Source organism: Bordetella sp. 02P26C-1 (assembly GCF_009763255.1).
GTDB lineage: Bacteria > Pseudomonadota > Gammaproteobacteria > Burkholderiales > Burkholderiaceae_B > Bordetella_A.
The window spans coordinates 1-26,487 of the sequence record NZ_WSJB01000039.1 but is presented as its reverse complement, the minus strand read 5'-3'; the positions used below and the strand labels follow the sequence as shown (position 1 = coordinate 26,487).

The 26,487-nt window shown below is 61.6% G+C and carries 20 protein-coding genes, 2 rRNA genes and 1 other RNA gene; 2 read left to right on the top strand and 21 right to left on the bottom strand.

The genetic code is table 11. The features are described from left to right. Positions 1-103: 103 nt before the first annotated feature. The 15 genes from ftsZ to rnpB form a co-directional block, all read right to left on the bottom strand. Positions 104-1,291, bottom strand: coding sequence for a cell division protein FtsZ (gene ftsZ / locus GOQ28_RS17935; protein WP_160357398.1), 1,188 nt, complete (start codon positions 1,289-1,291; stop codon positions 104-106). A gap of 182 nt (positions 1,292-1,473) precedes the next feature. Further along, positions 1,474-2,700, bottom strand: a complete 1,227-nt coding sequence (gene ftsA / locus GOQ28_RS17930; protein ID WP_160350230.1) for a cell division protein FtsA — start codon at positions 2,698-2,700, stop codon at positions 1,474-1,476. Positions 2,701-2,704: 4 nt separating this feature from the next. After that, positions 2,705-3,529, bottom strand: a complete 825-nt coding sequence (locus GOQ28_RS17925) for a cell division protein FtsQ/DivIB (RefSeq protein WP_160350231.1) — start codon at positions 3,527-3,529, stop codon at positions 2,705-2,707. Positions 3,530-3,551: 22 nt separating this feature from the next. Then, positions 3,552-4,529, bottom strand: a complete 978-nt coding sequence (locus tag GOQ28_RS17920; RefSeq protein WP_160357397.1) for a D-alanine--D-alanine ligase — start codon at positions 4,527-4,529, stop codon at positions 3,552-3,554. Beyond that, the gene (gene murC, locus GOQ28_RS17915; protein WP_160350233.1) at positions 4,526-5,932 is read right to left on the bottom strand and encodes a UDP-N-acetylmuramate--L-alanine ligase; all 1,407 of its coding nucleotides are present in this window, start codon (positions 5,930-5,932) and stop codon (positions 4,526-4,528) included. The genes GOQ28_RS17920 and murC overlap by 4 nt, the downstream gene beginning before the upstream one ends. Continuing rightward, positions 5,929-7,002 (bottom strand): undecaprenyldiphospho-muramoylpentapeptide beta-N-acetylglucosaminyltransferase, encoded by a 1,074-nt coding sequence (gene murG / locus GOQ28_RS17910; RefSeq protein WP_160357396.1) that lies wholly within the window; start codon positions 7,000-7,002, stop codon positions 5,929-5,931. The genes murC and murG overlap by 4 nt, the downstream gene beginning before the upstream one ends. After that, positions 6,999-8,192: a putative lipid II flippase FtsW gene (gene ftsW, locus GOQ28_RS17905; RefSeq protein WP_160350235.1), complete on the bottom strand. Its 1,194-nt coding sequence runs from the start codon at positions 8,190-8,192 to the stop codon at positions 6,999-7,001. The genes murG and ftsW overlap by 4 nt, the downstream gene beginning before the upstream one ends. A gap of 1 nt (position 8,193) precedes the next feature. Beyond that, positions 8,194-9,729 carry a UDP-N-acetylmuramoyl-L-alanine--D-glutamate ligase gene (gene murD, locus GOQ28_RS17900; RefSeq protein ID WP_160357395.1) on the bottom strand — a complete coding sequence of 512 codons (1,536 nt, stop codon included), beginning with the start codon at positions 9,727-9,729 and terminating at the stop codon, positions 8,194-8,196. Next, positions 9,726-10,895 (bottom strand): phospho-N-acetylmuramoyl-pentapeptide-transferase, encoded by a 1,170-nt coding sequence (gene mraY / locus GOQ28_RS17895; RefSeq protein ID WP_160350237.1) that lies wholly within the window; start codon positions 10,893-10,895, stop codon positions 9,726-9,728. Before mraY ends, murD begins: the two co-directional genes overlap by 4 nt. Next, on the bottom strand, positions 10,885-13,716 hold the full coding sequence (gene murF / locus GOQ28_RS17890) for a bifunctional UDP-N-acetylmuramoyl-L-alanyl-D-glutamate--2,6-diaminopimelate ligase MurE/UDP-N-acetylmuramoyl-tripeptide--D-alanyl-D-alanine ligase MurF (RefSeq protein ID WP_160357394.1): 2,832 nt from the start codon (positions 13,714-13,716) through the stop codon (positions 10,885-10,887). The genes mraY and murF overlap by 11 nt, the downstream gene beginning before the upstream one ends. Continuing rightward, positions 13,713-15,443, bottom strand: a complete 1,731-nt coding sequence (locus GOQ28_RS17885; protein ID WP_160357393.1) for a peptidoglycan D,D-transpeptidase FtsI family protein — start codon at positions 15,441-15,443, stop codon at positions 13,713-13,715. The genes murF and GOQ28_RS17885 overlap by 4 nt, the downstream gene beginning before the upstream one ends. Continuing rightward, the gene (ftsL, locus tag GOQ28_RS17880) at positions 15,440-15,730 is read right to left on the bottom strand and encodes a cell division protein FtsL (protein WP_160357392.1); all 291 of its coding nucleotides are present in this window, start codon (positions 15,728-15,730) and stop codon (positions 15,440-15,442) included. The genes GOQ28_RS17885 and ftsL overlap by 4 nt, the downstream gene beginning before the upstream one ends. After that, the gene (gene rsmH, locus GOQ28_RS17875) at positions 15,730-16,824 is read right to left on the bottom strand and encodes a 16S rRNA (cytosine(1402)-N(4))-methyltransferase RsmH (RefSeq protein WP_160350241.1); all 1,095 of its coding nucleotides are present in this window, start codon (positions 16,822-16,824) and stop codon (positions 15,730-15,732) included. The genes ftsL and rsmH overlap by 1 nt, the downstream gene beginning before the upstream one ends. An 8-nt stretch (positions 16,825-16,832) precedes the next feature. Next, positions 16,833-17,261 (bottom strand): division/cell wall cluster transcriptional repressor MraZ, encoded by a 429-nt coding sequence (gene mraZ / locus GOQ28_RS17870; protein WP_160350242.1) that lies wholly within the window; start codon positions 17,259-17,261, stop codon positions 16,833-16,835. Between the two features lie 270 nt (positions 17,262-17,531). Further along, positions 17,532-17,948, bottom strand: an RNA gene (gene rnpB, locus GOQ28_RS17865) — RNase P RNA component class A. 71 nt (positions 17,949-18,019) lie between these two features. Here rnpB and GOQ28_RS17860 point away from each other — a divergent pair. Further along, positions 18,020-19,858: an ATP-binding cassette domain-containing protein gene (locus GOQ28_RS17860; protein ID WP_160357391.1), complete on the top strand. Its 1,839-nt coding sequence runs from the start codon at positions 18,020-18,022 to the stop codon at positions 19,856-19,858. Here the strand turns inward: GOQ28_RS17860 and pyrC are convergent. Both pyrC and GOQ28_RS17850 read right to left on the bottom strand, forming a co-directional pair. Beyond that, positions 19,852-20,901: a dihydroorotase gene (pyrC, locus tag GOQ28_RS17855; RefSeq protein WP_160357390.1), complete on the bottom strand. Its 1,050-nt coding sequence runs from the start codon at positions 20,899-20,901 to the stop codon at positions 19,852-19,854. The two genes, GOQ28_RS17860 and pyrC, sit on opposite strands and share 7 nt — an antisense overlap. 26 nt (positions 20,902-20,927) lie before the next feature. Beyond that, positions 20,928-22,121 carry a M20 aminoacylase family protein gene (locus GOQ28_RS17850; RefSeq protein ID WP_160350245.1) on the bottom strand — a complete coding sequence of 398 codons (1,194 nt, stop codon included), beginning with the start codon at positions 22,119-22,121 and terminating at the stop codon, positions 20,928-20,930. A gap of 147 nt (positions 22,122-22,268) precedes the next feature. On the opposite strand from GOQ28_RS17850, the gene GOQ28_RS17845 reads away from it, so the two are divergent. Further along, on the top strand, positions 22,269-22,547 hold the full coding sequence (locus tag GOQ28_RS17845; protein ID WP_160350246.1) for an SWIB/MDM2 domain-containing protein: 279 nt from the start codon (positions 22,269-22,271) through the stop codon (positions 22,545-22,547). A 228-nt stretch (positions 22,548-22,775) separates the two neighbouring features. Here GOQ28_RS17845 and GOQ28_RS17840 read toward each other — a convergent pair whose 3' ends face one another. The 4 genes from GOQ28_RS17840 to GOQ28_RS17825 all read right to left on the bottom strand — a co-directional run. After that, complete coding sequence (locus tag GOQ28_RS17840; RefSeq protein WP_160350247.1) at positions 22,776-23,144, bottom strand: hypothetical protein; 369 nt, start codon at positions 23,142-23,144, stop codon at positions 22,776-22,778. A 190-nt stretch (positions 23,145-23,334) separates the two neighbouring features. Then, complete coding sequence (locus GOQ28_RS17835) at positions 23,335-25,785, bottom strand: ankyrin repeat domain-containing protein (protein ID WP_160357389.1); 2,451 nt, start codon at positions 25,783-25,785, stop codon at positions 23,335-23,337. 298 nt (positions 25,786-26,083) lie between these two features. Next, positions 26,084-26,196, bottom strand: a 5S ribosomal RNA gene (gene rrf, locus GOQ28_RS17830). A gap of 207 nt (positions 26,197-26,403) precedes the next feature. Then, a 23S ribosomal RNA gene (locus GOQ28_RS17825) occupies positions 26,404-26,487 on the bottom strand; the annotation flags it as partial.

Here is a 26,487-nt window from a genome sequence, read left to right as displayed (position 1 = left end):
AGCACGCGAACGCATACAAAGCCCGCCCGGCGTCCGGCTCGCCTGGGGAGACGAGCCGGCGCAGAGGGAGTCGGACCAGTTCCCTGGACCGTTTAACGCAACATCAATCGGCTTGCTTACGCAGGAAGGCCGGGATATCGAAATGATCCATACCCGAGCTTTCCAGCGCGCGGACCTGGGCCGACGCCTGCGAACGCGGATTGCGCATCACGGACGGCACATCCAGGTTGCGATAGTCGCCGCCCTGGCCACCGGTCAGGGTGCCGATCATCGGCACGTCGTCGGTACCCGTGCGCAGGCCTTCGACCACGTTTTGCACCAGCTTCGGCGCAGCCACGCCACGGCCCAGGCCGGTCGCGACCACGGTCACGCGCAGGTTCTCGCCCATCGACTCGTCGTAGGCCGTACCGAAAATCACGGTCGCGTCTTCCGAAGCGTAGCTGCGGATGGTTTCCATGATTTCGCGCGTTTCGCGCATCTTCAGCGAACGGCTGGCAGTGATGTTGACCAGCACGCCACGCGCGCCGTGCAGATCCACGCCTTCGAGCAGCGGGCAGGCAATGGCTTGCTCGGCAGCCACGCGGGCGCGGTCGGCGCCGCTGGCAGTCGCGGTGCCCATCATGGCCTGGCCCTGCTCGCCCATGATCGTCTTCACGTCTTCGAAGTCGACGTTCACATTGCCTTCGACGTTGATGATCTCGGCAATGCCGGCGCAAGCGTTGTGCAGAATGTCGTCGGCCGACTTGAAGCAGTCTTCCTGGGTGGCATCCTCGTCCATCAGCTCATACAGATTTTCGTTGAGCACCACGATGAGCGAATGCACGTGCTTGGCCAGTTCGGAAATCCCTTCTTCGGCCATGCGCAGGCGCTTGTTGCCCTCGAACGAGAAGGGCTTGGTCACCACGCCCACGGTCAGGATGCCCAATTCCTTGGCCACCTCGGCGACGACGGGGCCGGCTCCCGTACCGGTGCCACCACCCATACCGGCAGTGATGAACACCATGTGCGCGCCGTTCAACGCGGCGCGGATTTCTTCGCGAGCGGTCTCGGCCGAAGCACGACCCTGCTCGGGCTTGGCGCCTGCGCCCAGGCCCGTGCGGCCCAAACGGATCTGCACCGGCGCGTTGGTCGCGGCCAGTGCTTGGGCATCAGTGTTCGCGCAGATGAAGTCCACGCCGCTCACACCGCTGCGGATCATGTGGGCGACGGCGTTACCGCCCGCGCCGCCAACACCGACGACCTTGATGACGGTCCCCTTGGTGTTGTTCTCAAGCATTTCAAAGTTCATCATTGACTCCCTCACAAGTCCAGATAATGCAGATCAGAAAAATTCCCCACCAACCTATGTTTTCAGGAGCGGCTGCCAAATGCTGTTGATTCGTGGAATCGCCAGACTTGGCAACTTCTCCGGTTCGGCCTAAACCGTCTTGCGACGGCCTACGCCGGGAACAGGCCCCCGTCTGTTCCCTTCATTCAATTCATGAACCATTCCTTCATGCGCGCCAGCAGGCTCTTGAAGCTGCCCGTCTGCGCCGCGACCTTGCGACCGCGCACGCGCTGCATGCGCGCTTCCTGCAACAAGCCCATGACCGTCGAGAACCGCGGGTTACGCATCACGTCGGCCAGGCTGCCCTCGTACTCGGGCACGGCCAGGCGCACGGGCTTGAGAAATACGTCTTCGGCCAACTCGATCATGCCGGGCATCTGCGAAGAACCGCCCGTCAGCACCACGCCGGACGCCAGCAGGTCTTCATAGCCAGACTCGCGCACGACTTGCTGCACCAGCGAGAACAGTTCCTCGACGCGCGGTTCGATCACCGCGCCCAAGGCTTGACGCTTGACCTGACGCGGACCGCGATCGCCCAAGCCGGGCACTTCGACCGTCTCATCCGGACGCGCGAGCATTTGCTTGGCCACGCCATAACGCAGCTTGATTTCTTCCGCATCCGGCGTGGGTGTGCGCAGCATGGCCGCGATGTCGTTGGTGATCTGATCGCCAGCGATTGGCACCACGGCGGTGTGGCGTATCGCGCCGCCCGTGTAAATCGCCACATCGGTGGTGCCACCACCGATATCGACCAGCACCACGCCGAGTTCCTTCTCGTCGGCGGTCAGGCACGACAAGCTCGAGGCCAAGGGCTGCAGAATCAAGTCCTGCACTTCCAGGCCGCAACGGCGTACGCATTTAACAATGTTCTGCGCCGCGCTCACCGCGCCCGTCACGATATGCACGCGCACTTCCAGGCGCAGGCCGCTCATGCCGATCGGCTCGCGGATGTCTTCCTGACCATCGACGATGAACTCCTGCGTCAGCACGTGCAGCACTTGCTGATCGGTCGGAATATTCACCGCCTTGGCCGTCTCGATGACACGCGCGACATCGGTCGCGGTGACTTCCTTGTCCTTGACGGCCACCATGCCACTGGAGTTAAAGCTGCGGATGTGGCTGCCCGCGATGCCGGTATAAACATCGCGGATCTTGCAGTCGGCCATCAACTCGGCTTCCTCCAGCGCGCGCTGGATGGAATTGACGGTGGTCTCGATATTGACCACCACGCCCTTGCGCATGCCGCGCGACTCGTGCTGGCCCAGGCCGAGCACTTCAAAGCGCCCTTCCGGCAGGATTTCGGCAACCACGGCAACAACTTTGCTGGTACCAATATCCAGGGCGACGATGAGGTCCTTGATGTCACGGGTCATGGCGTTAACGCTTATTCGAAGATGTGGATGAAGATTTTGATTTGGCTTGCCCCTCTGGCAGCGGCGCCAGAGCCAGGGCGAATCCGTTGGGATAACGCAGATCGGCCTGCGTCACGCCGCGACCCTCCAGACGGTTGATCACCGCCGGCCAGGCCTGTACAAATCGTTGAATGCGGGCAGCAAAGGGCAACGCGCCCGGCACGCCGTGCGGATCGGGTGCGTCGGCGCCCGGATCGCGCCCCAGATCCAGCGCCAGGCCGTTGGACAGCGTGGCTTTCCAGGCATAACGCGGACTCAGATCCAGCTCGCGCACCGTCAAGTCCAGCGGCGCGAACCAGCGCGCAAGCTCGGCATACCGTTGCACCACCAAGCCCTCCGTTCCCTCGGGCCCGGAGAACTGCGGCAACTCCATATCGTCGTCGAGCTCGCCCGTGTTGGCGGTAAAGGCCTCGCCCCAGGTGTTGATCATCTGGTTCTCGTTCCACAACGCCAGCGGCTGCTCTTCCTCGATCTGAACGCGCAAGGTTCCCGGCCAGATCCGGCGAATCGATGCGCGGCGCACCCAAGGCACCGACTCGAAGACCTCGCGCGCATCGTCCAGATTCACAGTGAAGAAATTGCCACTGAAACGATTGGCGATCACGGCTCGCACCGCTTCCGGAGACACGTAGTGCAACTCCGTCTCGGGCGCGGGCTCCAGCTCGATGCTCGTCAACGTGAAATAAGGGCGCATAGCGATCCATGCCACGCCAGCGGCGAGCATGGCCACCACCGCCAACACGGCAAGCGTGTTGGCGATTAAGTTGGTGGTGCGAGCGTCGTTCCACACGAGAGCTTCCGATTCAGATCAGTTAAGGTTGACGGGCCGGGCTGTGCACTTTGCACGAAGCCTCGGACAAAATTGCTACGCACAGCTCGGCGTAACTCATGCCGACCGCCTTGGCGGCCATGGGCACTAACGAATGACTGGTCATGCCGGGCGAAGTGTTTGCTTCCAGCAGCCAAGGCCGGTTTTCGGCGTCCAACATGAAGTCGATACGTCCCCAGCCCGCGCAGTCCAATGCGCGATAGGCACGCTCGGCGATGTCCATCACTTCGCGTGCGACCGTATCCGGCAGCGCGGCCGGGCAAAAGTACTGTGTGTCATCCGAGAAGTACTTGTGCTCGTAATCGTAGTTGCCGCCGGGGGCCACGATCTCGATCACGGGCAAGGCGCGCGCGTTAACGCCCGTGCCCAACACCGCCACGGTCAGCTCACGTCCCACGATGAACTGCTCAGCCAGCACCTCGTCATCGAAACGCGCCGCCTGCTCATAGGCGTTCTGCATATCCGAATAACCGACGACTTTGGTGATACCCACGGTCGATCCTTCGTGAGGCGGCTTCAGCATCAGCGGCAGACCCAGGCGATCCGGGACCGTGCGCAGATCCGACGCGGCATTCAACGATTCGAACGCCGGCGTGGGCAGTCCATGCTGCAGCCATACGCGCTTGGTCATGGTCTTGTCCATGGCCACACTGGAGGCCATCGGACCACTTCCCGTATACGGCAGACCTAGCAGCTCCAACGCGCCTTGCAGCGTACCGTCCTCGCCATAGCGGCCATGCAGCGCGATAAACACGCGATCGAATCCGGCAGCTGCCAACTCCGCCAGCGAGCGTTCACCGGTATCGAAAAGGTGTGCGTCGACACCGGCGCTCAAGAGCGCCTCGTGCACGCCGCGTCCGGACATGAGCGACACCTCGCGCTCAGCCGATCGGCCGCCGTACAGCACGCCGACCTTACCCAAGGCCTTCACGTCGGTTGCGTGGCCGACCTCATGGATCATGCTAACTCTCCTACCAAGCCGGGCACCTTGCTGATCGAGCCTGCGCCCATTACCACCACGACGTCACCGTCGCGCACAAAATCCACTACCGCCCGCGGCATGTCGGCAACGTTCTCCACGAATAGCGGTTCGATGCGACCCGCCACGCGCAATGCACGCGCGAGCGCCCGGCCGTCCGCCGCAACCAAGGGCGCTTCGCCCGCCGCATAGACCTCGGTCAAGAGCACGGCATCAGCGCTGCCCAAGACGCGCACGAAATCCTCGAAGCAATCGCGCGTACGCGTATAGCGGTGCGGCTGAAAAGCCAGTACGATGCGCCGGTCCGGCCATGCGCCGCGCGCGGCCGCCAAGGTCGCCGCCATTTCAACCGGGTGATGACCATAGTCATCAATGACGGTGAAAGTACCGCCACCATGCGCCGCCGGCACGGGAAAATCCCCCGTCATCGTAAAACGCCGGCCCACACCGGTGAACGCCCCCAGCGCCTCGACAATATCCTTATCCGCTACGCCCAGTTCCGTTGCTACGGCAACCGTCGCAAGCGCGTTGCGCACATTGTGCAGGCCCGGCAGATTCAGTTCCACATCCAGCGCGGGCAGCGAGCTGTCGCGACCGGCGCGATGCACCGTAAAGCACATGCGCGTGCCCTTGGCTTGGATATTTTCCGCGCGCACCTGCGCATCGGCGCTCAATCCATAAGTCGTGATCGGCCGCGAGACAAAAGGCATGATCTCGCGCACATTCGCATCATCCGCGCACAGCACGGCGCTGCCATAGAACGGCAGACGGTGCGTGAACTCGATAAAGGCACTCTTTAAGCGCGCGACATCATGGCCATAGGTGTCCATGTGATCGGCATCGATATTGGTAACGATAGCCATCACAGGCAAGAGATTCAGAAACGAGGCATCCGACTCGTCGGCCTCGACCACGATGTATTCGCCCTGACCCAGGCGTGCGTTGGCGCCAGCCGAATTCAAGCGTCCGCCAATCACGAAAGTAGGATCCAGACCGCCGGCGGCCAGCACGCTGGCCACCAGGCTGGTCGTCGTGGTCTTGCCGTGCGTTCCGGCCACCGCGATACCGCGCTTTAGGCGCATAAGCTCAGCCAGCATGATGGCGCGCGGCACCACCGGGATACCTGCCGCGCGCGCGGCGATGACTTCCGGGTTGTCCCCCGCGACCGCCGTCGATGTGACGATCGCATCGGCGCCCGCCACGTTCGACGCGGTATGCCCGACCGCAACACGCGCGCCCAGCGACGCCAAACGGCGCGTCACCGCCGATTCGCTCAGATCGGAGCCGCTAATGGTATAGCCGAGCGTCAACAGCACTTCGGCGATGCCGCTCATGCCCGACCCGCCGATACCGACGAAATGAATATGCTGGATTCTGTGTTTCATGATGCTCGCCTCGCTGCTTCGACGCAGACGTCGGCTATATCTGCCGCCGCTTGCGGACGCGCGTGCAGACGCGCCCGTTGTGCGACGGACTGGAGTTCGGAACGCGTGCGCTGACCCAGCCATTCGGCGAGCCACTCAGGCGTCAATTCAGTTTGTTGGCACAGCCACGCGGCCTGCACGTCACTTAGGAAACGCGCATTGGCGGTCTGGTGATCATCGATGGCATGCGGAAACGGCACGAATAGCGCCGCCACGCCCGCCGCCGCGACCTCGGCCACCGTCATCGCGCCGGCACGGCAGATCAACAGATCGGCCTGCGCCATCGCTGCGGCCATGTCGTCGATGAAGGCGCGGCAATCGGCTTGCACACCGGCCTGTGTGTATCCGTCGCGCAAAGCCTGCAAATGCTGCTCGCCCGCTTGATGCGTGACCTCGGGTCGCGTGTGCGGCGACATCAAAGCCAGTGCCTTGGGCAACACCGTGTTCAGCGCCTGAGCGCCGAGGCTACCGCCCACGACCAACACGCGCAGAGGCCCGTTACGGGTCGCATAACGCTCATCGGGCGCTGGCAGTTCACACAGATCGGCGCGCACCGGATTACCAAGCACCTCACCACGCGGCAACACATTCGGAAAGCCGCTCAAGACGCGACGCGCGCGCTTTGCCAGCCAGCGATTCGCGGTCCCGGCCACGGCATTCTGCTCGTGTACGACCAGAGGCACGCCGCGCAGGGAGGCCACCATGCCGCCGGGAAAGGCTACATAGCCGCCCATACCCAGCACCACATCCGGACGAACCTGCGACAGCCGCTGCCATGCCTGCAATCCCGCACGGGCCAGCAAGAACGGCAGTTTGATCAACGCCGTCGCGCCACGGCCACGCACGCCTTGGAACTGCATGGGCACGAGCTCGATGCCGCGCGCGGGCACGAGGCGCCCTTCCATCTTGTCCGGATTACCCAGCCACAACACGCGCCAGCCCCGATCGAGCAGCACTTGCGCGACCGCCAGGCCCGGCATGATGTGTCCGCCCGTGCCACCCGCCATGATGAGTATCGTAGGCGCCGTCATACTCGCCCCCCTCTCATCATGATGCGATTCTCGATATCCACGCGCAGCAGCATCGCGAGCGCGCACAGATTCATCACGACACCCGAACCGCCATAGCTCATCAACGGCAGTGTCAAACCCTTGGTGGGCAGCAGCCCGAGGCACACGCCCATATTGATGAACGCTTGCACCCCAATCCAGATCGCCACGCCTTGTGCCACGAGACCCGCAAAGGTCCGCTCCATCGCAATCGCCTGACGTCCAATATCGAAACCACGGTAGACCACTACGGCGAACAGACACAAGACCAGCACGACGCCGACGAATCCCAGCTCTTCGCCCACCACGGCCATCAGAAAGTCCGTATGCGCCTCGGGCAGATAGTGCAGTTTCTCCACACTGGCGCCCAGGCCCACGCCAAACCATTCGCCGCGCCCCAGTGCGATCAAGGAGTGCGACAACTGATAGGCGCTGCCATACGCGTTGGCCTCATTCCAGGGATCCAGATACGCGAACAAACGCGCGCGACGCCACGGCGACAACCAGATGAGCGCGAGGAACGTTCCCACCATCACGGCGGCCAGACTGCTGAAATACTTACCGTTGATGCCGCCCACGAACAGAATGCCAACCGCAATCGCCACGATCACGATAAAGGCGCCCAAATCCGGCTCCAGCAGCAACAGCAAGCCCACGCCGCCCAAGGCGAATGCCATCGGCAAAAAGCCGCGCGAGAACGACTGCATGTATTCCTGCTTGCGCACCGTATAGTCCGCCGCGTACAGCAAGCCACATAGCTTCATCAGCTCCGAGGGCTGAAAATTCAACGGCCCCAGCGGGATCCACCGGTGCGCGCCGTTGACTTCGCGGCCAATGCCCGGAATCAACACAGCCACCAACAGAATCAGCGACACAATAAAGCCCGGCACCGCCATGCGTTGCCAGAAACGGATCGGCATGGACAACACAACCGCGCCGGCAATCAAGCCAGCCGACAGGAACAGCCCATGACGGATCACAAAGTAAAAACGACCGTAAGACGCGTAACGCGGGCCATCGGCCAGCGCGATCGACGCCGAATACACCATCAGCAGACCCAGCAGCAACAACGTCGTCGCCGCCAGCACGAGCGGCGCATCGTAATTGCGCATGCGGGTGCGGCCGGGACGAACGGCATTGACGCTAGTGGTGAGGTCGGCGAAGAGACTCATGTCAGACCTCACCCCGATCACGCGCGAGGTCTTCGACCTCTTCGACGAACACCGCGCCGCGGTGCGGATAATTGCGGAACATATCCATACTGGCGCAAGCCGGCGACAGCAGCACGGCATCGCCCGGCTCTGCCAACTCGGCGCTGTGGCGCACGGCTTCGCGCATGTCTTGCGCCATCACGCAAGGCACACCCGTTTCCTCCAACGCGCGCGCGATCTCGGGTCCGTCCGTGCCGATCAACACCACCGCGCGCGCATAACGCGCCACGACGGGCGACAGGGGCGAAAAGTCTTGGCCCTTACCCAGCCCGCCCGCAATCAATACCACGGGCTGACCCAATCCTTCCAATGCCGCCACGGTGGCGCCAACATTGGTGCCCTTGCTGTCATTGATATAGTCCACCCCGCCTATCGTGCGCACAAAGGCGGCGCGATGCGGTTCACCCGAATATTCGCGCAGGGCGCGCAACATCGGTCCCCAGCCTATATCCAGCACGCGTGCAAGCTGCAACGCCGCCAAGGCGTTCAAAGCGTTATGCATGCCGCGAATGCGCAACGCATCCATCGGCATCAGGCGGCTCATGCGCCCGGCCGCGCGTTCGGGCGGTGGAGCATTCTTTTTGCGCCGGACCGGCGCGGCCTGGTCGTCGAAATCGGTGGATTCGGACACCACCAGCCAAGCCATGCCCTGATTCAGATCCAGGCCTGCATCGCCGACCAGCTCCGGCATCTCGCGGCCGAACGTGCGCACGTTCAACGCCGTCAACGAGGGCACCATCTTCGCCACGATCGGATCATCGCGGTTGACGATCGCCACGCGCGCGAGTTCGAACAATCGGGCTTTTGCCCGGGCGTAAGCCTCCATGCCACCGTGCCAGTCCAGATGATCCTGGGTGACATTGAGTACGGTCGCGGCATCGGGTGCGAGGCTACGCGTGGTTTCCAGTTGGAAGCTCGACAGCTCCAGTACCCATACCTGCGGCAAATCGTCTTCATCCAGCGCCTGCATCAACGCCGTCAATGCCGCCGGGCTGATATTGCCCGCCGCGCGCGCAGTAAAGCCGCCCGCCTCGACAAGTTGCCGTGTCATCGCGGTCACCGTGGTTTTCCCGTTGGTGCCGGTCACCGCGAGCACGCGAGGATGATAGTCACGCGATGTGGCCAGATCCGCCAGTGCGCGGGCGAACAACTCGATCTCGCCCACCACCTCGATACCGCGTTCGGCCGCCTGCGCGAGCAGCGCCTGGGCCGGAGCCTGATTGGGCGCGAGGCCAGGACTGAGCACGAGCTGGCTCACGCCATCGAGCAAATTCGCCTCGAACACCTCGCCGCAACCGAGGCGGTAATCGACCTGCGCGCCAGAGTCGGCCAAGGCCGAGCGCAACGCCGCCAAGCCGCCCGGCTCGGCGCGCGTATCCGCCACGCGCAGGGCCGCGCCCTGCCGGGCGCACCAGCGGGCCGCAGCCGCGCCCGTCTCGCCTAATCCGAGGATCAAGACGAGCGGGGAATCCGCGCGAGGGGTGACAGAACTATTCATCGCAACTTCAATGTGGATAAACCGATCAACACCAGCATCATGGTGATGATCCAAAAACGCACGACGACTTGAGTTTCCTTCCAGCCGCCGACTTCAAAATGGTGATGCAACGGGGCCATTCGGAATATCCGCCGGCCTTGTCCATATTTACGTTTGGTGTACTTGAACCAAGTCACCTGCACCATGACCGACAGCGTCTCCACCACGAACACACCGCCCATGATGAAGAGCACGATTTCCTGACGCACAATCACCGCGATCGTGCCGAGCGCACCACCCAAGGCCAAGGCGCCCACATCTCCCATGAATACCTGGGCGGGATAGGCGTTGAACCATAGGAACGCCAGCCCCGCTCCGCCAATCGCGGCGCACAGCACCATGAGCTCCGCCGCCCCCGGAATGTAGGGAAACAGCAAGTACTTCGAATAATCGACGCGGCCCACGACATACGCAAAAATGCCCAGCGCGCTACCCACCATCACGGTAGGCATGATCGCCAGACCATCCAGGCCATCGGTCAGATTGACCGCGTTACTCGTCCCCACGATGACCGCCCAGGTCAGCGCCACGAAACCCAGCACACCCAGCGGATAGCTCACCGATTTAAAGAACGGCACGATCAGATCCGCACGCGTCGGCAATGGCATCGTGAAACCGCTCGCCACCCAATCCCGGAACAGCGGCCACAGTTCAGCATTGGCGGGCGCCGATACCGCGAAAGCCAGATACACCGCGGCCACCATGCCGATGGTGGCCTGCCAGAAGAATTTCTGCCGCGCCGGCATGCCTTCCGGATCCCGATGCACGACCTTGCGATAGTCGTCCGCCCAGCCGATCCAGCCGAATCCGAACGTCACCATTAACACCACCCAGACGAACCGGTTCGTCCAATCGGCCCACAGCAAGGTACTGATCGCGATCGAGATCAGAATCAAGGCACCGCCCATCGTGGGCGTGCCGTTTTTGACCAAATGCGATTCCGGGCCGTAGGCGCGCACGGCCTGGCCGATCTTCATTGCGGTCAGCTTGCGGATCACACGCGGGCCCGCCACCAAACCAATCAACAAAGCGGTCGCGCAGGCCAGCACCGCGCGCATTGTGATGTATTCCAGCACGCCAATCGCGCGCACATCGTCGGATAGCCAGCGGGCGATCTCAAGCAGCATGGGTGTCCCCCTGGCGACCTGCCGTCATCTTGTTGTTATTGTCCGTCGACAGCTGCTTCACCACCCGCTCCATGCGCATAAAGCGCGAACCTTTCACCAACACACTCGCTGCGCGCAGTGTGCGCAGCGCCACCAAAATCTCTTCCACGCTGGCACATGCCTGCGCACCTTCGCCAAACGCCGCCGCGCTTTCGCGACTGGCCTCACCCAGCGTATACAGCGCATCGATGCCCATCGAGCGGGCATACTCACCCACTTCGCGATGCATCGCCGGACCGTTATCGCCGACTTCGCCCATATCACCCAAGACCAACGCACGCGGCGCGGGCAACTGAGCCAGCACATCAATCGCCGCACGCACCGAATCCGGATTGGCGTTATAGGTGTCATCGATCAGCGTCGATCCATCCGCCAGCACATGCCGCTGCATGCGCCCTGCGACCGCGCTGAAGCTTTCGAGCGCACGCACTGCATCATCCAGCGTCGCACCCGCCGCCAAGGCAGCGCCTATCGCGGCCAGCGCATTACGTACGTTGTGCAAACCGGGCACGGGCAGCGTCAAATCCGCGACGCCAGCCGGCGTGACCACGCGGCAACGCGACCCTTGCGCAGTCGCCGCAATGTCTTCGGCGTAAATATCCAGACCCGCCTGCAAGCCAAACCGCAGCACGCGTCTCGCGCCCGCCTGTTCTTCCCAAATGGCGCAATGCGCGTCATCTCCCGGAAACACGGCCACGCCATCGTCGGGCAGGGCTTCGATCACCATGCCGTTCTCACGCGCGACCGCCTCAACCGAATGCATGAACTCCTGATGCTCACGCTGCGCGTTGGTGATCACGGCCACCGAAGGCGCGGCCATTTTCGCCAACACAGCGATCTCGCCGGGATGGTTCATGCCCAGCTCGAACACGGCCGCACGATGCTCCGGTCGCAGACGCAACAGCGTCAACGGCACACCGATGTCGTTATTGAAATTCCCCGCGGTCGCAAGACGACCGGATTCCCCCTGCCATTGCGCCAGCACAGCGGAAATCATTTCCTTGGTCGTGGTTTTGCCATTGCTGCCCACCACGCCCACTACCGGCAGCGAAAACCGCGAACGCCAAGCCGCGCCAATGCGCATCAATGCCAGTCGGGTATCACCCACCACGATTTGCGGCAGTGAGACTTCCGCAACAGGATGCGCCACGACGGCGGCACAAGCCCCAGCTTGCTGAGCTTGCGTCAAATAGTCATGCCCGTCGAAATTCTCCCCGGCCAGCGCCAGGAATAGCTCATTCGCTCCAATCCGGCGCGTATCGGTGGACAAGCCGGCGACACGAGGCAGCAGCAGCGCGAGCCTCGCCCACTCCCTATCGTCGAAAGGCGACTTCACTCCCGCCACTTCCTGATAGGTCTCATGGCCTTTGCCAGCCAGCAGGATCACGTCTTCGGTACGCGCGGCCCACACGGTCTGCATGATGGCCATCGCGCGATCCGCCTGGACGGTCAGGCTCGCATTCGACGGCACACCCGAAAGAATCTGCGCGATGATCGCGTCGGGCGATTCGCCGCGCGGGTTATCGCTGGACACCGTCACTCGATCGGCCAGTTCGGCGGCAATCCCACCCATGACCGGACGCTTGCCCGCATCACGCTCGCCGCCGCACCCAAACAGGCAAATCAGCTCGCCGCCACGCGCCTGCGCCACGCCACGCAGGGCAGTCAACGCCCGCGCCAACGAATCGGGCGTATGCGAATAATCCACTACGACCAACGGCCCTTGACCGCTGCTATCGGCCGCGCCGATCAACGGCGTCACGACTTGCAGACGACCTTCCACCGGCCGGGTCTTGGCCAACGCAGCGGCGATCTGTCCCAACGACCATCCCAGTCGAGACAACACACCGGCAACCAACAGCAAATTCGATACGTTATGCTCGCCCAGCAGCGAGGACACAATCTGCGCCTCGCCACCCGGCGCGACCAAGGTAAAGACGTGTCCGTGCGTCGTCACCCGTAAATCGCGCACGTGGAAAGCGGCCGTCGTGTCTTTCTGCGAATAGCCCATTGCCAGGCCTTCGGGCAAAGACTGCAACCAGCGCGCGCCGACCGCATCGTCCGCGTTGATGATTGCCGCTGCCAGCCCCGGCCACTGAAACAAGCGCGCCTTGGCCTGCTCATACTTCGTCATCGACCCGTGATAATCCAGGTGATCACGCGTCAAATTAGTAAACGCCGCGACCTCGATACGTACGCCGTCCAGGCGCCCCTGATCGAGTCCGATGGACGAGGCTTCCAACGCGACGACCTTCGCCCCCGCATCCCGCATCGCGGCCAGCACGCGATGCGCGGTCAGCACATCCGGCGTGGTCAGGTGCCCGCCCAGCGAGCGCCCATCGGGCAAGATCGCGCCCAGGGTACCTATCGTGCCGCAAGGCCTGCCCGCCGCGTTGAGCGCTTGCGCGACCCATCGCGCGCAGGAGGTCTTACCGTTAGTACCGGTCACCGCCACCACGCTCAACGCCGCCGACGGCCGTCCATACCATTCATCGGCCAACGCGCCCAGCTCGGCGCGCAGGTCCGCCACCGCGAGCACGCGTGCATCGGCATCAAAATCCGTCGGCGCCGGCGCCTCGCACAGCACGGCCGCCGCGCCTTGCTCGATCGCACGCGCAATATAGTCGCGTCCATCGACCGTGCCACCCGGGCAGGCCACAAACACATCGCCCGCGACCAGGTCGCGGGAATCCAGCCGCAGGTCAGCCGATGCCGCCACGCGCGCACGCAGCCAGTCCACCAGCTCGGCGGTCTTCTGCGACAAGTTCTGCACGGCGTTCATCGCGCGCTCTCCTTTACCCCTGCCACAATCGTCGACTCAAACGGCGCATCCGGCTGCACGCCCATCACGCGCAAGCTGCCACCAACGATTGTTGAAAAAATCGGGGCCGCCACCGCGCCACCGTAATACCCGCCCGCCTTGGGCTCATCGATCGAGATTGCGACAACGATGCGCGGATTCGACACCGGCGCAAAGCCCACAAAAGAACTGCGATAGCGTTGCGTGCTGTAGCGGCCGTCCACGATCTTGCGCGCCGTGCCGCTCTTGCCGGCCACGCGATAGCCTTGCACCTGAGCCGCCTTGGCGCCTTCCGGCCCCGCCGAGGCTTCCAGCATGCTGCGCACCATCGCCGCCACCTGCGGGCTATAGATCTTCACACTGGTAGGATCGCTGTCACGCTTGACCAGCGTGGGCGTCACCATATCGCCATCCCGCGCGAACACGGTATAGGCACGCGCGACCTGCAACAACGATACCGACAGGCCATAGCCGTAGGCCATCGTAGCCTTTTCGATCAGACGCCAACGATCCCACGGACGCAGACGCCCGGGCGCGGCACCGGGAAAGCCCAACTGCGGCGCGCGGCCAAAGCCCATTTCGGTAAAGCGCTCCCACATCTCGCGCGCCTGCAGTTTCTCCGCAATCAGCGTCATACCGATGTTGCTCGAGCGGCGCAGCACCCCGGCCACATTGAGCGTGCCATTGCGACTCACGTCGTGAATCGTGCTGCCCTGATAGCGGAACGAACCATTGCCCGTCTCGAACTGCGTTCTTTCGGTGATCCGCCCCAGGTCCAGCGCCAACGCCGCCGTGAACGGCTTCATGATAGAACCCGGTTCAAACGTATCGGTGATCGCCCGATTGCGCAGATTGGGCGTGTGGAAACTATCGCGGTCATTGGGATCGAAAGTCGGCAAACTGGCCATCGCCAGAATTTCGCCCGAGCGCACGTCCATGATGATGGCACTGGCCGCGCTGGCCTGGTGGCGCTGCAAGGCTTCGGTCAACTCGCGATAAACCAAGTATTGCAGACGGGCATCGATCGACAGGCTCAGATCGCGGCCATTAATCGGCATCGTGACCGCTTGCACGTCCTCGATCACACGTCCCAAACGATCTTTAATGACTCGGCGGCTACCAGGCGTGCCCGACAGCAGCTTGTCGAATGTCAGCTCGACGCCCTCTTGCCCCTTATCTTCGACGTTCGTAAAGCCCACCAGATGGGCCGTGACTTCACCATCGGGGTAATAGCGGCGCGTTTCGGCCTGCTGATAAATCCCCGGGATTTCCAGTTTTTTAATTTGGTCGGCGAGATCCGTGGGAACCTGCCGCTTCAAATAGACAAAGTTGCGATCCAGATCCGACAGACGGCCACGCAGATCGGCCACGGACAAGCCGAGCAGCTTCGCCAACTGCGTCAGCTGCTCGGCCGTCGCGGGCTTGGCGTCTTCGGGAATGGCCCAGATGGCTCGCGCCGGCACGCTCGAGGCCAGCACCACGCCATTACGATCCAGAATCTTGCCGCGCGTAGCGGCCAGGGTCAGGGTGCGCTCGTAGCGCCGCTCGCCCTGCTGTTGCAAAAACTCGGTGGAAAGGCCCTGCAGATATAAAGCACGGCCGGCCAGCACAACAAAGCCCGCCATCAACAACACCAGCACCAAGCGCGCGCGCCAGGTCGGCAGCTGCCCGCGCAGCACCGGATTGTCGAAGAACGGCACGCGCTTCATTGCGCGCCTCCGTTGGCCGCGACGGGCGACTGATTCAAATACAGCGTGCGCTCAGGCGCAATGGGGATCAGCTTCAGATCCTGACGGGCGGCATGATCGATGCGGGCATTGCGAGCCAACTCGGCGCGCTCCAGCTGCAAACGGCGCCAGTCCGTGTCCAGCGTGTTCGAAAGGGTGTTGCTGCGTTCCAGCTCAATGAATAGCTGACGCGAGTGATACCGGCTCGTGACCAGAGAAATGGCCGACAACATCAGCAAGATCGCGGCGAACAGGCTTAGACGCGCCATTAACGCGCCCTCCGCTTCGTACCGTGCTTGGGCGTTTCGCCCGGCACGCGCATCGCTGGCACAAAGCTTGCGCCTTCGGCTTCCAACGGCGTCGTGGTCCGCTCGGCCACGCGCAGCACGGCCGAACGCGAGCGTGCATTGCCCGCGATTTCCTCATCGGTGGCCAGCACCCGCCCGAGGGATCGCACCAGCGGCTGCGGCATTTCACTTTCACGCAGCGGCAAGCGCGCATGCGCGACAGCCGGCCTCGCGGCCGCCGCGATGCATTGCTTGACCATGCGATCTTCAAGTGAATGAAAACTGATCACCGCCAACCTCCCCCCCGGGGCAAGCAGTTCTAGAGCTGACGCGAGGGCGCGCGCGAGCTCTTCGAGTTCCCGATTGATGTAAATCCGTAAAGCTTGAAACGTGCGTGTGGCCGGATGTTGACCTTTTTCGCGCGTGCGGACGGCGCTGGCGACGCACTCGGCGAGCTCGAGCGTGGTGCGCAGCGGCCGTGTTGCGCGGCGAGCAGCAATCGCCTTTGCAACCTGAAAAGCAAACCGTTCTTCGCCATATTCCGCTATGACCTCCCGCATCTCATCCACGCCAGCCTCGGCCAGCCATTCCGCGACCGTAGGGCCGCGGGTCGTATCCATCCGCATATCGAGCGGACCTTCGCGCATAAACGAAAAGCCCCGCCCCGCATCATCCAACTGGGGCGAAGACACCCCTAAATCCAACATCACGCCATCGATTTTCTCGATGCCGCGTTCGGCCAGCGACTCGCGCATCGTGGCGAACCCATCGTGCACCACCGTCACGCGTGCATCGTTTGCCGCCAGCTCGGTCGCCACCGCAATCGCTTGCGGGTCCTTATCGAACACCACCAACCTAGCATTCGGCCCAAGACGGCTCAGCAGCTCGCGGCTATGCCCGCCCCGGCCAAACGTGCCGTCCACAAACACGCCGCGCTCGCGGCGCGCGTTGGCCTGTGCCTCGGCCTCTTCTTCATCCTGCCGCAACGACCGGCTCGCACCCTTGCCGCCGAAGTCGGCTTGCAATAACGCGTCCACCGTCGGCGCCAGCAGCACGGGCCGATGTTCGAATTCCATACTTGATTTCAGAACGAAAACTGGTTCAACACGTCCGGCATCCCCTGAGCTAAATCTTCCGCCTCGCGGCGGGCCAGGGAAGCGGCATCCCACAGCTCGAAGTGCGTGCCCATACCGAGCAGCATCACATCGCGCGTCATACCGGAAGCGTTGCGCAGTTCAGGCGCAATGAGCACGCGGCCGGAACCATCAAGCTCGACGTCCTGCGCGTTGCCCAACAACAGCCGCTGCAGTGCACGCGCCGACATGGGAAACGCGGCGATCTGCTCGCGCTTTTTTTCCCACTCCGGACGGGGATACACCAACAAACAGCCGTCGGGATGGCGTGTCAGGGTCAGGCGACCTTCTGCCTGAGCAATCAGCGCGTCACGATGCCGGGTCGGAATCGAGATCCGCCCCTTGGCATCAAGCGTCAGCGCGCTGCTCCCCTGAAACACCACTTTTACTCCACTTAATTGCACAAATTCCTACTTTTTCCCACTCTACGGTAATGGCTAAGGCGGGTCAAGCGGAGGGTTGCAATTTTTTCAATCACAACAAGGACTTAGAGCACATTTAAAATTTTGCAAAACAAAAACCCCCTGATAAATCAGGGGGTTGCGCTAACAACTAAAAGTCCTTTTTCAGGATCGGCCCGAATCGGACCGCCTTTCAATGTTTTACGTTTGCTTCACACTGCCCTCTGCCCGTACCTGGCGGGCTTTAAGCTGCAAGACAGGTCTATAGGCCGGATTCTGTACGCCGGGTCACCCCGACGGGCAATCATTCCTCTGCGCGGATCATTGCTGAGCCGCTGTAGCCACCTACCCGCATACTGGGACGAGCCGCCCCTCAGGTCCGAAGACCGTGCGCATGCCTATTTGGTGTTGCTCCGGATAGAGGTTACCGCGTTTCACCCTGCCACACCGCCAGACGCAAAGCGTCTGACGCAGTACGGAGATAGCCGTACCGGTGCGCGCCCGAGAGCACGCCCGCGCCGCAGACTCGTCTCTGTGGCCCTATTCCTCGACTGCTTGCGGACAAAGCCCGTAAACAGCCGGACGGCCGTTAGCCGTTATCCTGCCCTATGGAGTCCGGACCTTCCTCGACGCACTTTCGTACACCGCGATTGCCCGACCTGTCTTGCGGATGACATTGTACGGCACGTACCTGCGACAATAGCGGGAACGCTTAGCAACCCGCATTTATTTACCTCATGGCCAACAACACGCTTATCACCTTGACCGACGTACAGCTCGCGTACGGCCACCATCCGCTACTCGACCATGCCGACTTCGTCATTCAAGAAGGCGAACGTATCGGCCTGATCGGCCGCAACGGCGCGGGCAAAAGCTCCCTGCTCCGCTTGCTGGACGGTCGCAACGTGCCTGACGATGGCGACATCGCCCGCAACTCGGGCCTGAAGGTCGCCACCGTCGAGCAAGAGCCCGATCTCGACGAAAGCGCGACGGTCTACGAAGTTGTCCTCAATCGCGATGATGACCATGAGGACTGGCAACGCCCCTCGCGCGTACAGGCGCTGATCGAACGCCTGGGCTTGCCCGGCGACGCACGCATCGCCGGCCTGTCCGGCGGCACGCGCAAACGCGTCGCTCTCGCGCGCGCGCTGGCCGACGAACCCGATCTGCTGTTGTTGGACGAGCCCACCAACCATTTGGACTTCACCGGCATCGCCTGGCTTGAAGAACTGCTGCGTAGCTGGCGTGGCGCGGCCGTCATCATCACCCATGACCGCCGATTCCTGGACGCCATTGCCACGCGCATAGTCGAACTCGACCGCGGCAAGCTGCTCAGCTTTCCCGGCAACTTCTCGCAATGGCAAGAACGCAAAGCGCAGTGGCTCGAATCCGAGCGCCTGGAGAACGCGCGCTTCGACAAGCTATTGGCGCAAGAAGAAGTCTGGATTCGCAAAGGCGTCGAAGCGCGCCGCACCCGTAACGAAGGGCGCGTGCGCCGCCTGGAACAGCTGCGTGTCGAACGTGCCGAGCGCCGCGAACGCGTCGGCAACGTAAGCCTCGCCCTCGCCGAGGGCCAACGCTCCGGCAAGCTGGTCGCTGAACTCGAAGATGTGTCCAAGGCCTTTGGGGAACGGGTGGTGGTGCGCAACTACAGCACCACCCTCATGCGCGGCGACCGTATCGGCATCATCGGCCCCAACGGCGCGGGCAAGACCACGCTATTAAAGATCATGCTGGGCGAACTCGCGCCCGATAGCGGCAGTGTCCGGATGGGCACGAACGTCTCCGTGGCCTATTTCGATCAGATGCGCGCCCAGCTCGACGAAAACGCGACGCTGGTCGACATCATCAACCCCGGCAGCGAGTGGGTGGAAATCGGCGGCACGCGCAAACACGTGATGAGCTATCTGGGCGACTTCCTGTTCTCGCCAGCGCGCGCGGGATCCCCGGTGAGCAGCCTGTCCGGCGGTGAACGCGCAAGACTGCTGCTCGCGCGCCTGTTCGCCAGACCGGCCAACGTGCTGGTGCTAGACGAACCGACAAACGATCTGGATATCGAGACCCTGGAACTGCTCGAAGAGCTGCTCCAGGAATACACCGGTACAGTACTGCTGGTCAGCCACGATCGCGCGTTCCTGAACAACGTCGTCACGCAGACCATCGCGTTCGAAGGCGACGGCCATTGGCGCGATTACGTGGGCGGTTACGATGACTGGGTCGCGCAACGACCCGCGCAAGCCGCTACACAAACCCCGACCAAAGAAAAAACGGCATCGGCGAAAGAAAAAGCCGCACGCTCGGCGGACCCGGACGCCCCTGCCGCACGCGCAAAACCCACCCGGGTGGCCAAGCTAAGCTCCTGGGAACAACGCGAACTCGAGGGCTTACCCGACGAAATCGCCCAAATCGAGGCCCGCCAGGAAGCACTCTCCGCGCGCCTGGCCGACGGCACGCTTTATCGCGATGCCCCTCAGGAGGTCGAACAGATCAATGCCGAGCTGGCGACCTTAGAAAAGACTTTGGAAGACAAATTCGCCCGCTGGGAGCTGCTGGAATCGCGGCGCGGTGATCAGTAATGCACGACACGCCATTCCAGCGACTCGCCCGCGGCTAACGGCACCAGCGTGGCGTCGCCATACGGCACCTCGTCAGGAATGGTGAACGACTCGCGGCGCAACGTCAGTGTGTCCGTGTTGCGCGGCAAGCCGTAGAAGTCCGGACCGTGCAGACTGGCAAAACCTTCCAGACGATCCAAGCATCCCGCGCGCTCAAAGACGGTGGCGTACAACTCCATCGCATGCAGCGCCGTATAGCAGCCCGCGCAACCGCAAGCATGCTCTTTCAATCCACGCGCATGCGGTGCGCTATCCGTGCCCAGGAAAAAGCGCGGGCTGCCGCTGGTGGCGGCTTCGACCAACGCCTGACGATGCGTCTCGCGCTTGAGAATCGGCAGGCAATACCAATGCGGCCGCACGCCACCTTGGAAGATCGCATTGCGGTTATACAGCAGATGCTGCGGCGTGATGGTCGCGGCGATCGGCCCTTCCGCATCGCGCACATATTCCGCCCCATCCTTTGTCGTGATGTGTTCGAACACCACCTTCAGCTCGGGAAACGCGCGGCGCAACGGCTGCATCACCCGTTCGACAAATACCGCCTCACGATCGAACACATCGATGCGCGGATCCGTCACCTCGCCATGAACCAACAACGGCATGCCGCAGCGCTGCAGGGCTTCCAGCGCCGCCGTGCACTTACCCAGCAAATCGGTCACCCCAGCGTCGGAATTCGTCGTGGCCCCGGCGGGATACAGCTTGACGGCATACACCTGCCCTGATTCATGCGCCCGCACAATCTCATCGGCTGTGGTGTTATCGGTCAAATACAGCGTCATCAAGGGGGTAAAGGCCGGCAGGCCTTCGTGCTCGCGCAGCGCCGCCTCGATGCGGGCGCGATACGCCAGCGCCTGTTCCGTCGTAGTCACCGGCGGGCGCAAATTCGGCATGATGATGGCGCGCGCGAACTGGCGCGCCGTATCCGCGACGACGGCTTTTAACGCCGCGCCATCGCGCAAGTGCAGGTGCCAGTCATCCGGCCGGGTAATCGTCAATTGAGTCATTGTGTCAGTCGTGAAAGTAACCCGGCCTATTCAGCCAGAGGCATGCCGCGCTCGGCCAGCGCGCAGAACATCGCGCTGCCCAACGGAATCACGGCATCATTAAAATCAAAGCGGGGGTTATGCAGCAAACATCCCGATTCCGCGCCGCCCTGTCCCAAACGGAAATAGGCCCCGGGACGAGCCTGCAACATAAACGAAAAGTCTTCCGACCCCATCGACGGCGTCAGATCGCGCACCACGTTTTCCTTGCCGACCATTTCCGTTGCAATGTCGGCAACGAGATTGGCATGTTGGGGCGTATTCAGCGTGGCGGGATAAATCCTCTGGTAGTGGATCTCTGCCGTGGCGCCAAAGCCGCTGGCGATCGCCGTCACGAGCTCGCGCATGCGTGCCTCGACCATTTCCTGTACCGACTTCCGAAACGTTCGCACCGTGCCCACGAGCTTGGCTTCGCGCGGAATCACACTCATCGCATCGGGATGCCCCGCCTGCATCGATCCAATCGACAGCACGGCAGAATCCAGCGGATTTACATTACGCGACACGATGGTTTGCAGCGCGGTAATCACCTGACCGGCGATCGTCACAGGGTCAATGGTCTGATATGGATGCGCGCCATGACCGCCGCGACCCATGATCGTGATCTCGAAGCGATCCGCCGCCGCCATCATGGGCCCGGGATTGATGCCGATCGTACCGGGTTTTAACCCCGGCCAATTATGCAAGGCATAGATCGCGTCACAGGGGAACGTGTCGAACAGTCCGTCCTCCATCATGGCCTTGGCGCCGCCGCGGCCTTCCTCCGCTGGCTGAAAAATCAACACAGCGGTGCCGTCGAATTGACGCGTTTGCGCCAGATAGCGGGCCGCGCCCAGCAATATCGCGGTATGACCATCATGGCCGCAACCGTGCATCAGACCGGGCTTACTCGACTTATGCGAGAAATCATTGTCCTCGGTCATCGACAGCGCATCCATATCGGCGCGCAGGCCGATCATGCGACCGCTATCACAGCTCTTGCCACGGATGACGCCGACGACGCCCGTCTTGCCGATACCGCGATGGACTTCCAGGCCCATGGCCTCCAGCGCACCCGCCACAATGCCGGATGTACGCACCTCTTCGAACCCTAATTCGGGGTGAGCATGCAGGTCGCGGCGTATGGCCGTCAACTCATCATGAAATAGACGGATAGAATCTAGGGCTGATCTTGCGTACATGGAGCGTAGCGCGCCTTGAAGAATCGGGGGGTCAAGCCCCCATTTTAGTTGCTACAGAGCATAAATGCCTTTGTCTTTGACTGAGAGACACGTTATGCTCCGCCCGCAGGACAATTTTTCCAACAGCCAGAGAAGGAGCGCCGTATTATGGCTACCACCTCCAAACCCGCGACCGCACGCAAGCCGAACGCCGCATTCATGAAGCCCCTGACCCCCAGCGCCGAGCTGGCCGAGGTCATCGGTTCGGACGCCGTGCCGCGCACCGAGGTCACCAAAAAGATCTGGGAATACATCAAGAAGCACAACCTGCAAGATGCCAGCAACAAACGCAACATCAATGCCGACGCCAAGCTGCGTCCGATCTTCGGCAAAGATCAGGTCACGATGTTCGAACTGACCAAGCTGGTTAACGCGCACTTGAAGTAATCAGGGCACGGGCCGTACTGCGTACGTCCCCGCCTCTGCGATGGGTCCGTGCTGGGACCCACCCGCCCCAGGGCTTGCCACGCCGGGCGTGCATTCATACGCGAGCCTAAATAAAAACGGCTGACGATTGGTCAGCCGTTTTTATGCGCGCGCAAACTGGGCTCTGGCGCCCCGCTCGGGAATAGGGCTTATCCAGCCTACTATCCCGTCGCAGCAAGGCGCAGTGCTTTACGCGTAGCTGGTGGGCACAGTGCCTGACATGAGGGCCAACCAGCCTTTAATAAGGCGATAAAGCACCCACACCACGGTCGCCACCACACCGATCCAGCCGATAAAGATCAACGTCAAAATCGCGCTGATCGCTAGCCAGAGCAACGCCCACCAGAACGTACGCAGCAACCAGTCAAAGTGCGCGGCGTACATCGTGCCCGCAGTGTCCGTGCGTTTGACATACATCAGCACCACGGCAGCGATGGTCGCGATACCCAGAAAACCGCCGGTCAAAAAACCCAGGGCATAAAGCCCGTAAGCGACATGGGTCAAGGTACGCAAGTCGAGCGAATTGTTTGGCTGAGAAGGAATTTGAGGATCGCTCACGATAACCGCTCCATCGAATAGATTTAGCCAATGTTACCGCACAAAGCCGCGACTTCGGGCAGGAAGGCCGGGATGAGGTGTCCGCGCCACAGCGGTCTTGACATCCGTCCTGACGCAAGCCGAATCAGGTCAGCCTTCCCTACCGCAACCATTCGACATTCCGGCCATTAAAACGCCAACTGTAGTGCATTCAGAACGTGAGCTTGCCCATCATTTCCATCACCCTCCTTGTTTGGTCGAATGCGCTCTGCCGCACCGGCGCAACGTCGCCACCGAGGTAAAGCAAGGATTTCACGGCGTGAGACTGCCCTGCCGCAGAGGCCTGCATTAGAGCGGAGGATACATTGGCGCCCAGGGCCAAGCATCCTCTGGCTGCTGTAACGTCGTAGGAGTCTTCCAGTGCTGAAACCAACATTTCGTCCAAATTTTCCGGGGGTATTGCCACACCTGATGCCTTCAGCAACTGTGCCAGCTCCGTATTCCCGGTACCCATCGCCTCAACCAGTACGCGTTCCGACGCCTGCGTTACCTCTACCCCAGCGGCGCGCAAGGGTTGCAGCACATCTATATGGCCCTTCCTTAAGGCGCCGAGTAGATGCTCCTCTGTGTCGTTGGGCTCTGGTTGTATCCCCGCGGCTAATAAAGCTGCGAGCAACTGGCTCCTTCCCTGACGTATCGCAGGGGCTATCAGCCCTGTGCTATCGGTCATCCGGGAGGTAAACCGCTGGAATTCCTCTTTGTTGTCGTGCCGGGCAGATACGTCGAGCAACTCGATCACATTGAGTCCTCGCTGTGCAATGAGTGCCTTGGCCGCGTCATCTTCGTTGAGCTCAAGTAGCGCGTTCACTACCTCATAGGGCTCGTAGCCAATATCAAGCATAAAAGACAAACGCTTCAAGCTTGTGTCTCCCATCCACCCGTCCCGTAAAGCGAACGCAAACACATAGTGGGGATCGGCTTGTGCAGCTGCCAATATCCGCCCAAGAACCACGTCCGTCTCGCGAGACAGGTCGAGCAGAACCCTGCTTGAAGCGTCTGGATCAGCCGTTACCAGTGCCTTGATTTCGATCCAGTCGACCTGCAACAGAGCGCGCAGCAGATCAGCGCAGGCTCGATCTCCTTGCATATCATAGGCCCCGGCCATCGCCTCCAGTCGCCTCAGACGATCACTCTTTGCGGGGTCAGCGATATCGTCTTTGGCCAACAGAAGCGTCGTCAGCAAAGCACTGCCGCTATCGCCGGCGTCATCCATCATCCTCTTGAGCGCAGCGACATTGTTGCTCGCGGAAGCTAAGGTTTCTTCTATATCAGGCAATTCCGACGCCAGGGCGTGGCCCAGCGCTTCCGGGACACGAGCACCGGCTGCAATCAGAGTATGAACTGCCACGGGATCCTTTCCGCCCTTGGCCGTGTCGTACAAGGCGTACGACGAGTCCACGCCGGCCGCGATCAACGCTTCGAGACGCTTCATCCCTTCGTCGGGATTAACGCGACAATCCGCCGCCAAGGCATTCAACCGCGATGAAACATTGCCTCCCGCCTCGAACAGCACTCTGGCCGTGGCGCGATCCCCAGTCTCGAATGCCCGCGACAATGCCTGCGCCGGATCCTGACCGCGATCGATCAAAAGCTTCACGGCCTCCTGCTGGCCAGCCTTCGCCAACGTCTGGAATATCGAAAGCCTGTCTTCGGCGTTCAAGCGTCCGTTGCTAAGCATGAGGCTTAATGCCTTCCCATCACCGGCCTTAGCGACCCGTACCACTGCATCGTTGATGTTGAAACCGAAGTCCAACAAACGCTTCAGCCCCTTCGCATCACCATTTCGTGCCGCATCGACCATAGCTTGGTGTGGGTCCGCGCCCAGCAGCAGCAAGAGATGGCAGACATCCGAAGCTTTTTCCCCTCGGAGTAGCACCTGCCGCATGGATACGGTAGGGTCTGCGCCTAGAGCCCGCAAGTTGGTCAAAACACGAGCACGCGACGGCGTAGCGGGCTCCGCAACGGACAGGGCTTCCATCGTCAATGCAGAACTCGCGTCCATGCCCTCGTCGAGCATCCGTTGCGCCTCGACCATATCGCCATCCGCGCATGCAGTGCGCAGCGCTTCGAGTGCACCCGCAAATCGGCGTTGAAAATCTGTATCCTTGTCCCGCAAAGCGAGCGTATAGGCAACGCCCATGTCCCCACGGGCCTCGAGCAAAAGCTCTGCCGCGTGAAGCGTGCACAGTATTTTTTCGGCCCTTGCTCCTGAAGCAGGCAAGATAAGCTTGGAAGGAATGTCTCCCCCCTTTTCGATGAGCGCCTTGCTGAGGGGGACACTGCCGTTTTCTACAGCGAGCATCAGGGGCGTATATTCTTGCCGGTCCCGAGCATTAAGTGCTGAGTGACCCGCAGGCAAGCTGGCTATTATCTCGCTTGCGAGTTCGCGATCGTCCAAGGCAACAGCCAAATGAAGAGGAGTTTGGCCATCTTTATTGCTAGCGGATAGATTGGGATCAAATCTCTCGATGAGATCAAGCGCTGTGTGCGCATATCCGTGTTTGATCGCAGAAAAGATCCGCGCGCAATCTTCAGCGGCAGGTGAACTGCGGGAAGGTCCGGAATCGGCAACAGCCGAAGGGAGTTTCGGATCAATGTTCATAATGTGCGCCCGCGGCTCCTTTCATGGGAAAGACTCTCTCAATCCCATGAGTACCGGCTGCATCTGGTAAGTTCCAACTACACGGTTGTTTATCCGTAACCGCAATTCCCTATCTGACGCCAGCGTTTTTGCCCGGCGCGCAAACAAAAAGCCCGACGAATCGCTTCGTCGGGCTTTTTATATGGAATTGGGAGGGGTTTTCTATGGCATGGAGATGCCGAGTCTTTGGGCGTGTCTAAGGCACCGCCGCAAAGACAAAACCCCACCGGAGATCTCCGATGGGGTTTTGAGGATAAGAGCCTGACGATGACCTACTTTCACAAACGAATGTTCACTATCATCGGCGCTAAGGCGTTTCACTGTCCTGTTCGGGATGGGAAGGAGTGGGACCACCTTGCTATGGTCGTCAGGCGTAACTGGTTGGGCGGGTAGTGGTTTAGGACTACCTACCCCAATTTGGAAGAAGCACATCGAGTTGATGCGAGCGGCTCAGGTGAGTGAGGCTTCGCAACAACGATGGGTTATGTTTGACGAATTACATCTTGCTAGTTTGTCGCTAGCGTTTTGAACGGCACTTGTCGCTACGCTCATATCAGGTCATAAAACCTACAGAGTTATAGGATCAAGCCGCACGGGCAATTAGTATCGGTTAGCTCAACGCATTACTGCGCTTCCACACCCGACCTATCAACGTTCTGGTCT

Excerpts from the sequence above, each read along its gene's own strand:
- ftsZ (WP_160357398.1), bottom strand. The coding sequence starts at position 1,291 with ATGATGAACTTTGAAATGCTTGAGAACAACACCAAGGGGACCGTCATC.
- ftsA (WP_160350230.1), bottom strand. The coding sequence starts at position 2,700 with ATGACCCGTGACATCAAGGACCTCATCGTCGCCCTGGATATTGGTACC.
- GOQ28_RS17920 (WP_160357397.1), bottom strand. The coding sequence starts at position 4,529 with ATGATCCATGAGGTCGGCCACGCAACCGACGTGAAGGCCTTGGGTAAG.
- murC (WP_160350233.1), bottom strand. The coding sequence starts at position 5,932 with ATGAAACACAGAATCCAGCATATTCATTTCGTCGGTATCGGCGGGTCG.
- murG (WP_160357396.1), bottom strand. The coding sequence starts at position 7,002 with ATGACGGCGCCTACGATACTCATCATGGCGGGTGGCACGGGCGGACAC.
- ftsW (WP_160350235.1), bottom strand. The coding sequence starts at position 8,192 with ATGAGTCTCTTCGCCGACCTCACCACTAGCGTCAATGCCGTTCGTCCC.
- murD (WP_160357395.1), bottom strand. The coding sequence starts at position 9,729 with ATGAATAGTTCTGTCACCCCTCGCGCGGATTCCCCGCTCGTCTTGATC.
- mraY (WP_160350237.1), bottom strand. The coding sequence starts at position 10,895 with ATGCTGCTTGAGATCGCCCGCTGGCTATCCGACGATGTGCGCGCGATT.
- murF (WP_160357394.1), bottom strand. The coding sequence starts at position 13,716 with ATGAACGCCGTGCAGAACTTGTCGCAGAAGACCGCCGAGCTGGTGGAC.
- GOQ28_RS17885 (WP_160357393.1), bottom strand. The coding sequence starts at position 15,443 with ATGAAGCGCGTGCCGTTCTTCGACAATCCGGTGCTGCGCGGGCAGCTG.
- ftsL (WP_160357392.1), bottom strand. The coding sequence starts at position 15,730 with ATGGCGCGTCTAAGCCTGTTCGCCGCGATCTTGCTGATGTTGTCGGCC.
- rsmH (WP_160350241.1), bottom strand. The coding sequence starts at position 16,824 with ATGGAATTCGAACATCGGCCCGTGCTGCTGGCGCCGACGGTGGACGCG.
- GOQ28_RS17860 (WP_160357391.1), top strand. The coding sequence starts at position 18,020 with ATGGCCAACAACACGCTTATCACCTTGACCGACGTACAGCTCGCGTAC.
- pyrC (WP_160357390.1), bottom strand. The coding sequence starts at position 20,901 with ATGACTCAATTGACGATTACCCGGCCGGATGACTGGCACCTGCACTTG.
- GOQ28_RS17850 (WP_160350245.1), bottom strand. The coding sequence starts at position 22,121 with ATGTACGCAAGATCAGCCCTAGATTCTATCCGTCTATTTCATGATGAG.
- GOQ28_RS17845 (WP_160350246.1), top strand. The coding sequence starts at position 22,269 with ATGGCTACCACCTCCAAACCCGCGACCGCACGCAAGCCGAACGCCGCA.
- GOQ28_RS17835 (WP_160357389.1), bottom strand. The coding sequence starts at position 25,785 with ATGAACATTGATCCGAAACTCCCTTCGGCTGTTGCCGATTCCGGACCT.